At 68.9% G+C, this 10,936-nt stretch carries 11 protein-coding genes; 9 read left to right on the forward strand and 2 right to left on the reverse strand.

Annotation, left to right across the window (positions count from 1 at the left end; all coding sequences use genetic code 11):
• Positions 1–125 precede the first annotated feature (125 nt).
• The gene (locus tag IO39_RS55500) at positions 126–596 is read right to left on the reverse strand and encodes a hypothetical protein (RefSeq protein WP_043636889.1); all 471 of its coding nucleotides are present in this window, start codon (positions 594–596) and stop codon (positions 126–128) included.
• Between the two features lie 274 nt (positions 597–870).
• Here IO39_RS55500 and IO39_RS58440 point away from each other — a divergent pair, with 274 nt between their 5' ends.
• From IO39_RS58440 to IO39_RS42245, 9 genes are all read left to right on the forward strand, one after another.
• Positions 871–2,115 (forward strand): sensor histidine kinase, encoded by a 1,245-nt coding sequence (locus IO39_RS58440; protein ID WP_063765453.1) that lies wholly within the window; start codon positions 871–873, stop codon positions 2,113–2,115.
• A gap of 7 nt (positions 2,116–2,122) precedes the next feature.
• The gene (locus tag IO39_RS42210) at positions 2,123–2,749 is read left to right on the forward strand and encodes a response regulator (RefSeq protein ID WP_245642585.1); all 627 of its coding nucleotides are present in this window, start codon (positions 2,123–2,125) and stop codon (positions 2,747–2,749) included.
• 118 nt (positions 2,750–2,867) lie between these two features.
• Positions 2,868–3,773, forward strand: a complete 906-nt coding sequence (locus tag IO39_RS42215) for an ABC transporter ATP-binding protein (protein ID WP_043636895.1) — start codon at positions 2,868–2,870, stop codon at positions 3,771–3,773.
• On the forward strand, positions 3,770–4,516 hold the full coding sequence (locus tag IO39_RS42220; protein WP_043636898.1) for an ABC transporter permease: 747 nt from the start codon (positions 3,770–3,772) through the stop codon (positions 4,514–4,516). The genes IO39_RS42215 and IO39_RS42220 overlap by 4 nt, the downstream gene beginning before the upstream one ends.
• A gap of 1 nt (position 4,517) precedes the next feature.
• Positions 4,518–5,270: an ABC transporter permease gene (locus IO39_RS42225; RefSeq protein WP_043636900.1), complete on the forward strand. Its 753-nt coding sequence runs from the start codon at positions 4,518–4,520 to the stop codon at positions 5,268–5,270.
• Between the two features lie 321 nt (positions 5,271–5,591).
• The gene (locus IO39_RS42230; protein ID WP_169789219.1) at positions 5,592–6,797 is read left to right on the forward strand and encodes an MATE family efflux transporter; all 1,206 of its coding nucleotides are present in this window, start codon (positions 5,592–5,594) and stop codon (positions 6,795–6,797) included.
• Between the two features lie 317 nt (positions 6,798–7,114).
• A complete protein-coding gene (locus IO39_RS42235; protein ID WP_043636903.1) occupies positions 7,115–7,699 on the forward strand; it encodes a hypothetical protein in 585 nt (194 codons plus the stop codon).
• A gap of 102 nt (positions 7,700–7,801) precedes the next feature.
• Positions 7,802–8,989 (forward strand): ISAs1 family transposase, encoded by a 1,188-nt coding sequence (locus IO39_RS42240; protein WP_169789220.1) that lies wholly within the window; start codon positions 7,802–7,804, stop codon positions 8,987–8,989.
• A 145-nt stretch (positions 8,990–9,134) separates the two neighbouring features.
• Positions 9,135–9,692: a type 1 periplasmic-binding domain-containing protein gene (locus IO39_RS42245; protein WP_043636905.1), complete on the forward strand. Its 558-nt coding sequence runs from the start codon at positions 9,135–9,137 to the stop codon at positions 9,690–9,692.
• 193 nt (positions 9,693–9,885) lie between these two features.
• Here IO39_RS42245 and IO39_RS42250 read toward each other — a convergent pair whose 3' ends face one another.
• A complete protein-coding gene (locus IO39_RS42250) occupies positions 9,886–10,119 on the reverse strand; it encodes a hypothetical protein (protein WP_043636908.1) in 234 nt (77 codons plus the stop codon).
• Positions 10,120–10,936: the final 817 nt, after the last annotated feature.

A 10,936-nucleotide genomic window follows, 5' to 3' on the forward strand; every position in this document is an offset into this window, starting at 1 on the left:
GCCACCTTCATCGACGGCAAACTCATCGAACGACCCGCAGAATCACCCGTCCCCACAGCCGCCTAAGAACTCATGATCCACAAGTCTTGACTATTGCTCCAGCGCCCAATAGGCCGTTCGGAGTGTCAGGCCGGGATCTTCTTCTCGCTCCAGGTGTAGTAGATGAAGGTGCTGTCGGGCCCGGTCATCGTGCCGTAGACCTGCCAGAAGCTGTGGGCGCCGGGGGAGTAGTGGAAGACCTTGTCCCCGGGCCGGTCGTCCACGAACACGCTCGTGGACCCGTCGGCCGACCGGATCCGCGCCTCGATCGTGAAGGTCGAGGTGTCGGGGATGTCGAGGCAGACCTCGTGGGTGTACGCCGACGGCCCGGAGATGTTGTAGGCACGCCCGTCCACCGCCGGCCGCTGGACGTTGGTGGGGACGTAGCTGGTCAGAACCTGGGTGTACGCGCCCGCGGAGCAGTCGACCGCGGGGGCGACCGCGGGGGCGACCGCGGGGGCGACCGCGGGGGCGGCCGCGGAGGCGGGGCTGGTGCCGGTGAGCATGGCGCCGAGGACGCCGGTGGCGACGGCGAGAACGGGGATGGTGCGCTTCATGCCTCTCCTCATCCGTGCGGTGACCTCCAGCCAAATAGTTGAAGGATGAACTGATTCTGACCCGATCATCACACGTGAACAAGCCCCGATGACCATGCGTGCACGTTCGAGTCAAGCGGGTCACATCAAGTCCGTCGTCGAGGAACCTGGCCCCCTTGCTGCCGGTAAGAGCGCGTTCGCGAGGAAGCGTCCCCTCCGCTGCCGAAGTGCTTGTCCTCCCAGAGGCGCCGGTGGCCAGTGATTCGTCCGGCCCGTCCCCATAGGATGGGAGTGGATGACTGAAGCATCAGCCCGCACCCACCCGAGCGACGATGCCCATGGTGTCGGGCGCGTGCCGGCCGGCGCTTCGGCGTCCTGGTTCCGGCAGCGCCCCTGGGTCGTCGATCTGGTCGTGGTGCTCGCCGTCTTCACCTACAACCTGCCGATCCAGGTGAGCTTCGTCCCCGGCGGGTTGTGGCCCGGCACCGGTGCCGTCGTGTCCCTGGGGCTGTGCGCTCCTTACCTGGCACGACGGCGACACCCGTTGCGCGTGTTCTGCGCCGTCCTGCTGGCGGCCGTGGTGCAGGTGCTGCTGGGCGTCGGCCTCCTCGTCGCCGACGTCATGCTGCTGTTCGCCCTCTACAACCTCGCGACGAGGCTGCGGTGGACGGTCACCGTCCCGGCCGCCGCGTCGGTGGTGGGGTGGCTGCTCGTCGCCTCCGGGCCGTCGATGCGCCAGGGGTACACGGGCATCGGCGACCTCGGCGTGCTCGTCGTCGTGGTCATCTGGGCGTGGACGTGGGGGACCCTGGTCAAGACCCGCCAGGCGTACATCGAGAGCCTGCGGGAGCACGCGCGCCGGCTCGCACGCGAGCGGGAGGCGCAGGGGAAGGTCGCGGCGGCCCGGGAGCGGGCCAGGATCGCCAGGGAGATCCACGACATCGTCTCGCACAGTCTGAGCGTCGTGGTGGTCATGGCCGACGGGGCGGCCGCCAAGGCGCACAGCGAGCCGGAGCGTGCCCGGCAGGCCATGCTCGCGGTGCGCGACACCGGCCGTACGGCGCTGGCCGAGATGCGGCGGATGCTCGGCGTGCTGCGCGACGGAGAGCCGGGCTCGCACGCCCCGCAGCCGGGCATCGCGCACCTGGACCGCTTGATCGCGGACTCGCAGGCGGTCGGGCTGCCGGTCGAGCTGGCGGTGCGCGGCCGGCCCGCCGAGGTCTCCGCCGGCCTGGACCTCGCCGTCTACCGGGTAGTGCAGGAGGCCCTGACCAACGTCCGCAAGCACGCGGGCCCGCGGCTCGGCAGGGCCGAGGTGGCGCTCGACTATGGTGACACCACCCTCCAGGTACGGATCACCGACGACGGCCGCGGCGGCCAGGAGGGCCACGGAGGTCACGGCCTGGTGGGGATGCGCGAGCGGGTGGCGGCGTACGGCGGCACCCTGCGCGCGGGGCGGCGGCCGGGCGGCGGCTTCGAGGTGGTGGCGGAATTTCCGATCGGAGGCGACTGTGACGATCCGTATCCTGCTGGTGGATGACCAGGAGATGATCCGGCTGGGCTTCCGCATGGTGCTGGAGTCGCGTCCGGAGATCGAGGTCGTCGGCGAGGCGGACGACGGTGACACCGCCATCGAGATGCTGGGGTCCGTCGAGGCGGACGTCGTGCTCATGGACGTACGCATGCCGCGCATGAGCGGGGTCGAGGCCACCCGGCGCATCCGCGCGCGTGACGACGCGCCGCGGGTGCTGATCCTGACCACCTTCGACCTCGACGAGTACGCCTACGACGCGCTCCAGGCCGGAGCGAGCGGTTTCCTGCTCAAGGACACCCCGCTGGAGGAGATCGCCGCCGCCATCGCCCACGTGCACGCCGGGGACGCGGTCGTCGCCCCGAGCACGACCCGCCGCCTGCTCGACCACTTCACCCGAAGCCGCCCGCCCGCTCTCGGCCACGAAGGACGGCTCTCGGAGCTGACGCCGCGCGAGCACGAAGTGCTGCGCCTGGTCGCGCGGGGGCTGTCGAACGCGGAGATCGCCGGGGTGCTCGTCCTCACCGAGGGCACCGTCAAGATCCACGTCGGGCGGATCCTGGCCAAGCTCGGCCTGCGCGACCGGGTCCAGGCCGTCGTCCTGGCGTACGAGAGCGGCCTGGTGGAGGCCGGCGGCCACTGACCGGGCGGAGGCATATGCCTCAAGGCATACACGGCACGGCGCCTATCGCTTGAGGCATACGCGAAAGATATGCCTGGAGCGAGACGATCTCCGCCGCCGACCTCGGCACTGTGGAGGCATGTCCTACATCGTCGCCACCGAGCAGCTCAGCAAGCGGTACGGCAGCCGCACCGTGGTGGACAGCCTGAACCTGCGCATCCCGGCAGGCTGTGTCTACGGCTTCCTCGGCCCGAACGGGTCGGGCAAGTCCACGACCATGAAGATGCTGCTGTCCCTCGTCCGGCCCTCCAGTGGCGAGGTCCAGGTCATGGGGCAGCCGATGAACCGCGGGACGCGGCGCAGGCTCCTGGGCCACATCGGCTCCCTCATCGAGTCGCCGCCCGGCTACGGCCACCTCACCGGCCGGGAGAACATACGGCTCGTACAGCGCCTCCTCGACCTGCGCGACGAGCAGATCGACCAGGCGGTCCGCACCGTGCGCATGCAGGACCAGCTCGACAAGAAGGTGCGCGACTACTCGCTGGGCATGAAACAGCGCCTGGGCATCGCGATGGCCCTGGCCAGGCAGCCTCGCCTGCTGATCCTCGACGAGCCCACCAACGGCCTCGACCCGGCGGGCATCGAGGAGATCCGCGACCTGCTGCGCCGTCTGTCCGACGGCGGGGTGACGGTGATGGTCTCCAGCCATCTGCTCGGCGAGATCGACAAGACCGCCACCGTGCTCGGCATCCTGAGCGGCGGGCGGCTGATCTTCCAGGGCACCCGCGACGAGCTCTTCGCCGCCTCCACCCCCGACGTGCTGATCGACACCCCGCATCCGGAGTACGCGAACACCCAGCTCAAGGGCATGGTGGCGAGCCGGCTCGACCATGGCGCGGTACGCGTCAGCGGCATCGGCGACCAGACGACCGCGCGGGTGGTCGCCCACCTCGTGGGAGCCGGCGTCGACATCTACGGCGTACGGCGCGACGAGCAGTCGCTGGAGGACGTGTTCATGGACCTCACCGGCGGTGGCGGGCTGTGAGCGCGCGAGCCGTGGCGAACGAGTTCGCCAAGATGCGCCATCTGCGGATGGGCCTGATCGCGTCGGTCATGGTGGTCATCGTCACCGGGCTGTCGGTCGCCGGCGCCGCCACGAGCCCGGCCTTCGCCGTCCCGTCGGGCCGCTCGTGGGAAGCGCTGCTCGGAGGCATGTCGCTGGCCGTGCCGCTCGCCTCGCCGCTGCTGCTGGCGGTCCTGGCCAGCCGGCAGGTCGACATCGAGCACCAGGGCAACGGCTGGCTGCTCTCGCAGACGTCCGGGGTCACGCCGGGCGGCCTGTGCCGGATCAAGCTCCTGGCCGTCGGGATCGTCGTCGCCGTCGTGACGATCCTGGAAAGCGTCCTCGTGCTCGTCGCCGGCCTCCTGCTGGGCGTTCCCGACCGGGTTCCGGCCGGCCTGTGGGCCGGCTACACGGCCTCGGTCCTGGTGGCCAACCTGGTGGTGCTGGCCCTGCACGTCCTGCTGTCCGCCCGGATCGACAACCAGCTCGTCGGCCTGGGCATCGGCGTGCTCGGCACGATCGTCGCGGTGTTCGCCACCGCGCTGCCGCCCGCCATGGCACACCTGACTCCGTGGGGGTACTACGCCCTCGTGGCCGCCGCCGGCTACCAAGGGACGCAGCTCGTGGCCCTGACGCCCGCGTACGGCAGCATCGCAGCCCTCGGGGCGGTCGCCGCCGTCCTCTTCGTGATCGTCACCGGCCGCTTCGACCGCAGGGAGGCTTGACATGGGTGCCGTACGCGCGGAGTTCCTGAAGCTCAAGCGCTCCCTGAGCTGGACCGTCGTGGTTCTGCTGCCCGTGGCGATGGTGATCGCCGGCGCGGTCAACACGCTCGTCTCCGGCAGCCGGCCGGAGGACGGCTGGCACACGATGTGGCTGCGGTCGGTGGTGTTCCACGGGTTGTTCCCGCTCGCGATCGGGATCGGGATCCTCGCCTCTCTCGTGTGGCGGGTGGAGCACCGCGGAGGGAACTGGAACGCGCTCATGAGTGGGCCGACGTCCGCGCTGCGGATCATGGCCTCGAAGGCGGTCGTGGTCGCCGTGCTCGCCGCCGCGATGCAGGCGGTCCTCCTCCTCACCGTGGTCGTCATCGGCGTGGTCGTCTTCGCCATTCCCGGGCTGCCGCCGGGCCGGTACGTGGGCGTCAGCCTGCTGATCATGCTGGCCTGCGTCCCCGTGGCCGTCCTGCAGTCCGGGCTGTCGATGCTCATGCGCTCCTTCGCCGGACCGATCGCGGTGGCCTTCCTCGGCGCGGGCGCGGCGGTCGTGCTCCTGCTGGCCGGCCTCGACGCCGCCGTCTTCGTCATCCCGTACGCCCTCATCAGCCGGGCCACCCAGCTCGGCACGGGCACCTTCGGCGACACCGGCGCCATCACCGGGGGCGACGTCGCCTCCATCGTCATCGGCGCGCTCGTCCTCACCGCGGCCCTGACCACGGCCACCACGCAAATCCTCGACCGCCGCGACACTCGCACCTGAGGCCCGGTCACCCGGGTGGTGGCCATCGTGCGCCGGGGGAATCCGCCTTCTTGTGTCTCACACGGTGTGAGGCCGTAGTCAGGAGGCGCCGACTGCAGAAGGTGCGATGGGTTGCAGCCACCTTCCCGCAGGTCAATTCGTACCCGAGCCGTTACGCCCCCGGAGGCCCGCATGTTTCCCTTGGCCGCGCACGAAAGAACGGGGGTGTGGCGGACCGTCTCCGGCCTCGCCGTCCCTCTTTTCGTGGCCGGGTCCCTCAATTTCGCTGCCCAGCTCGGAATCATCGCCATTCTGGGGCGGATGGGGGGAGAGGCCGTTTACGTGCGTGCCCTGTATCAGCCGGTCAGCCTCGTCGTCCTCGCCCTGAGCGTGGGCTTCGCGGTCTGCAACCAGGTCGCCGCCGCGATCGGCAAGGGGGCCGGGCGCCCCCGGGACGTCATGTCGAACGCCGCGAGCCTGGCCAGGGTATGGCTCGGGCTCGGCACGGCCCTGTTCCTGGTGCTCGCGGTCGCGGCTCCCTTTCTGCCCGGTCTCCTTCAGGTGGACGCCGGGCTGCGGGACACGTTCGCCTCCTTCCTGCTCTGGACCAGCGCCGCCGGCCTGCTGGTCGTCGGAGAGGAGCTGTGCGCGTCCAGCCTGCGCGGTTACGGGTACGTGCGCCAGGCCACCGTCCTGGTCATCTGGACAGCGGGCGTGCGGACCGGCCTCGTGGCCGGCCTCGGGCTCGGCGCCGGCCTCGGGATCGCGGCGGTGCCCATCGCCGAGGCGGCGGCGGGCCTGAGCGGCCTGGCCATGGGCCTGGTGCTGCTGCGCCGCACCGAGCTGTGGCATCCGGCGGCCGTCCGGATCTGGCGGCGCGCGGTGTTCACTGACCTGCGCCGCATCGGCGTGCCCATCGCCATGTCCTTCTTCGTACTCTCCGCGTACAACCTCGCGGTCATCGGCGTGCTCGGGAACTACGGGGAGGACGTCGTGGCCGGGTTCACGGTCGCGTCCACCCTGCAGAACGTCGTGCTGCTGCCGGGCATGGTCCTGGGCACAGCCACGGCGATCGTCATCAACCAGCAGCGCGGCGCGGGCGAATGGCAGCGGATACGTCAGTCGATGCGCGGCGGCATCGAGCTCACCGTCGTGACCTACGTGGTGATCGCGGCGCTGGTGTGGTCACTGCACGACCCGCTGGCGCGGCTGATCGGCGGCGACGCCGGGGTGGCCGCGGCCGCGGGCGGCTACCTGGGCGCCGTGGCCCTCACCTACGCCGTCCAAGGGCCCGTGCTCGCATCGCTGACCGTCATGGAGGAGACCGGCGGCGGCTTCCTGGCCATCGTGCTCAACGCGATCTACTTCGGCCTGATCGTCGCGGTCAGCGCGGCGGCGGCACACGCCGTCGGCAGCGCGGACGCCTTCTACGCCGCGGTGGCCTACTGCAACCTGATCGGCGTGACGGTGCCGCTCATCGCCGTACGCCACGTACGCAAACTGTCGGCCAGAGGCAGCGCCGCACAGTCGCCCGCCGCAACCGGCTGAAGACCACAGGAGCCGCACGACGACGGTCGAGGGCCGGGCTTCCGTCGCCGCAGCCGCGCCAACCTCGCCGACCAGGCCAGCCTGACCCCTGCCCGGCTTCAGCGGGCGCACCTTTGGTGGTATTACGGTGCAGGGTGGCGGCATTCGCTGGAAACACTGGCAGGTCCGCCGCCACAGGGAGTGCGGCCTCAACGCCCGAAATTCTGTCCCCATGACATTTCCCATGCTTATCGAATTCCGATTCTGCATATGGATGCGTTGAGGATCGGCTGATGTGCTTGACTCCTGCGTTGTAGCTGCATCCTCCGGGAGGGGGCATGGGGGAGTTCGTCGGCATCGATCCCCGCGGGGCGGATCAGCTGATTCGCCAGATGGAGACCGGCAAGGACATCCTGGGGCGTACCCGGCACGCCTTGGAAGCGGCCATCGCCGAGGCAGGCCCATCATGGACCGGCACGCAGGGGGTCAGCGCCATGCACCGGTCCTGGGCGTTCTTCGACGACACCCAGCGGGACCTCAAATGGCGCATGGACGCTCTCAAGCAGCTGGTTGCGATGGCGGGAGACGGCCTGCTCACTGGGGCGCTTGTGTTCAACAGCGAAGCGGAGGCCACGCGCCAAGGGAAAACCGACGCGGCGTCGATCACGGGGGCGCTCAAGCAGCATGAGATAGAGAACTCGCCGGAGAGCTGGCGGAAGGTTACCGACGCCACGGCGGCGACGAAGCAGAAATTGAGCGATCCCGCCTACGCCGCAGCGTTGCTGTCCGCTCTCGGACCGGACAAGTTCCGCGCGCTGTTCATGCACTGGATGAAGAACAAAGGTCCGGCCATGGACAAGGGAGTGCCGCCCAACCTAGGGCCGAAGCGTTCTCGTCTGACGAGACACGCATGGGCTCGATGAAGCCGGGCGGTTGAGGGCACCCCGGCGGGCAGATGGCAAACGCGACCCCTGAAGATCGTTGGGTGTCTACACCAGTCGATCAAGAACAGGGGCCGCGTTCGCGTGCCATCATCCCCGATCGACGTGCTCGCCCCCCACCGGGAGCACGTCACCACCACCGACCCGCCAACTGACCTGCCCACACTCGCCGAACTGCTGGACGCCATCCCGGACCCGCGCAGCCGGCGGGGCCGCCGCTACCGGCTCGGCCCCCTGCTGGCGTTATCCCTGCTCGCCGTGCTCGGCGGAGCAACCTCCCTGGCCAAGATCGCCCGGTTCATCGCCGGCTATGACCCAGAGCTACGCGAGCGAGCCGGGCTGCCCGGCACCGTGCGGCTGGCCGCCAGCACCCTGGGACGCCTGCTCGCGCGCCTGGACGGCGACGCCTTCGATACGGCCACCTGCGGCTATCTGGCCATCCTCGCCACCGATGAGCCACCTGCCAGCAGCCCGCCCTTAAGCCGGGCACCGCTGTCCGGCCTGGCCGTGGACGGCAAGACCCTGCGCGGCAGCCGCACCGCCGACGGCACCGTGCACCTGCTGGCCGCTACCCGCCACGACACCCAGATCGTCGTGGCCCAACGCCAGATCGACGCCAAGAGCAACGAGATCCCCGCGTTCACGCCCCTGCTGTCCGGGCTGGACCTGACCAGCGTGGTGATCACCGCCGACGCCCTGCACACCCAGCACGACCACGCCCGCCACATCAACGCCGCCGGCGGCCACTACCTGTTCATCGTCAAGGGCAACCAGCCCACCCTGCACCGCCGACTCAAGGCCCTGCCCTGGCGCGAAGCCGTCCTGAACGACCGCACCGACGAGCACGGGCACGGCCGCCGCGAGATCCGCCGCATGAAGATCTGCACCGTCCGCCCCGGACTGCCCTTCCCCCACGCCGCCCAGGCCATCCAGGTCAAACGCCGCCGCACCGACCACCGCACCGGCAAGACCACCATCGTGACCATCTATGCCGTCACCAGCCTGCCACCCGGACGCATCACCCACGCCCAGCTCGCCGCACTGATCCGCGGCCACTGGTGCGTCGAAGCCCTGCACCACATCCGCGACGTCACCTACCGCGAAGACGCCTCCCGCGTCCGCACCGGCACCGCACCACGAATCATGGCCGGCCTCCGCAACCTGGCCATCGGCCTGGCCCGCCTACTCGGCTGGACCAACATCGCCGCCGCCACCGACCATTACCGCAGCCACCCCGCGGACGCTCTCCAACTACTCGGTCTTACAACATGAGAACGCTTCGGCCCTGCCGCCCAACCTCCTCAAGGAGGGGAAGGAGGCTCTCGGCCCACTGGCCGAGGCCTACGCCAACGCCGAACGCGCAGGAAGACTGGGTGAGGCGTGGGGCCAGAACTTCATCAAGACGACCCAGCCCGGCGTGTTGACGGCGCTGGTCGCCATGTCCAAGCCGTCGACCAGACTGCTCAACCAGGTGGCGATTCGGGTACTCGGCCGGCCGCTGACCGCAGATCTCCCGACGAGCCAGAACTGGAATCTGAACGCGCTGGTGGACGCCTACGACGCTGATCCGCAGGCGTTGCAGACGCTGTTGGCCGAGAACAAGGACGCGGCGGGCTGGTTGTTGCATCCGCAGCGCGCCCGGCAAAGCGGCATCCCCGGCTCCGAGAAGAAGATGGCCGGCGTCCTGGACAAGGCGTTGAGACCCGGCGCCGGAGCGGACGGCGTACGCGAACGGGCGTGGTTCAACCTCATCAACGGGATGGGCGCCGAGAACAGTCCCTGGATCGGCGGCTCGTGGGGCACGTTCAAGGACTCGCCGATCAGCGAGACCCTCGCCAAGAATGTTGTCCCCTATCTCGACCAGTTCGCCCGTGGGCAATCCAAGCGCGACTCGGGTACCGCGATGAGGGTTCCCGTCGCTATGACCGGCCCGATGGAGATCTTGAGCCGCTCCATCTCCCGGACAATGCGCTGACGTCTGCGCAGGTCTTCGGCTTCCTGGCCGACCTGCGCCGCGACTTGTTTGATCCGCTCTGCCGGATCAGTGGCCAGCCCCGCACCGTTGAGCTCCCCGTACAAGAGCGAGCCCAACTCCTCGATTTGCATGGCGGCTGCCGTGTGCCGTGCGACCAGGGTGTCGAACTCCGGCAGTTTGACTCCGGTGAAGCTCATTTCGCCCTCGCCAGCTCGTCCTTGGCCATGGCGACGGCCTTGGCCAGCATCTCGCGCAGCTCTCGCTGGCAGCTGTGCACGGTCTGGCCGAAGCGGTTACCGCTTGGCCCAAGCCATGCTTCGGCTTCCATCAGCGTGCAGGAGGAATGCAGAGCCCACCAGCTGTCGTCGGACAGCTTCTGGATGCGTAACACCGCTTCCTGTAGCGCCTCGCGATCAAGACCAGGCATGCCGCTCTCTCCTTGTACGGCTCTCAAGGCCCCCGATCGACGATAACCCCGCCCGCGTCAATTGCCTCGGTAACCAACTAACTCGCGATTCCTCCCGAAAATTGACCCAAATAGCGGATCCCGTACGTACACGTAGGAAGCGCAATGCGCGCCCCTACGTGGGCCTGCAACTCACGGGGTGAACAACGGGGCCAGCGTAGGCCGAGCCTATGACTTCGATGGCGCAACGGCTCGATAAGTCGGCCCACAAGGTGTACATGAGGCACAACTCCGTACCACCATCATCGACGGCGCCGCCACCTCGGCATCGACCTCGAAGTTGTCCGCCGTGACCCCGCCACCAGAAGATTCACCCCGCTGGGTGGACGAGCGACCCTCGTCTAGCTCATGCGGCACCGCCGCCTGGCCCGCGACTACAAAGTACGGGCTGACCGCTCCGAAGCCGTGATCCATATCGCCGTGATCGACCTCATGGCCCGCTGCCTCACCGGCGGACAACCCTCACCTGGCGCGGCGCCTTAACCCGGGGTCAGACAGGACCAAACACCCACTCGGAGGTGTCGCGTTCGTGTTCGAAGAAGATCAGTTGGTGCTAACGAGGATCGAAACAACGCTCTATAGTTACCCGCGTTCCGCAGCTAATCCATGATCCCGGGCACGTCCGGGTCTGAAACCGCAGGTCGGTGGCTTACGGCCTAGCGGAAACGGCGGAAAGCCATAGTGACACAACTTCAGCGATAACCCCATCACGACCTGCGCACGTGCTGCTACGGTCTGGTGACATGTTCGTCAGGACCGCGACCCGGAAGAACAAAAA

The sequence above is a fragment of the Nonomuraea candida genome, from assembly GCF_000725485.1.
GTDB lineage: Bacteria > Actinomycetota > Actinomycetes > Streptosporangiales > Streptosporangiaceae > Nonomuraea > Nonomuraea candida.

Coding starts and splice junctions, on each gene's coding strand:
- IO39_RS55500 (WP_043636889.1), bottom strand. CDS start 596: ATGAAGCGCACCATCCCCGTTCTCGCCGTCGCCACCGGCGTCCTCGGC.
- IO39_RS58440 (WP_063765453.1), top strand. CDS start 871: ATGACTGAAGCATCAGCCCGCACCCACCCGAGCGACGATGCCCATGGT.
- IO39_RS42210 (WP_245642585.1), top strand. CDS start 2,123: ATGATCCGGCTGGGCTTCCGCATGGTGCTGGAGTCGCGTCCGGAGATC.
- IO39_RS42215 (WP_043636895.1), top strand. CDS start 2,868: ATGTCCTACATCGTCGCCACCGAGCAGCTCAGCAAGCGGTACGGCAGC.
- IO39_RS42225 (WP_043636900.1), top strand. CDS start 4,518: ATGGGTGCCGTACGCGCGGAGTTCCTGAAGCTCAAGCGCTCCCTGAGC.
- IO39_RS42235 (WP_043636903.1), top strand. CDS start 7,115: ATGGGGGAGTTCGTCGGCATCGATCCCCGCGGGGCGGATCAGCTGATT.
- IO39_RS42250 (WP_043636908.1), bottom strand. CDS start 10,119: ATGCCTGGTCTTGATCGCGAGGCGCTACAGGAAGCGGTGTTACGCATC.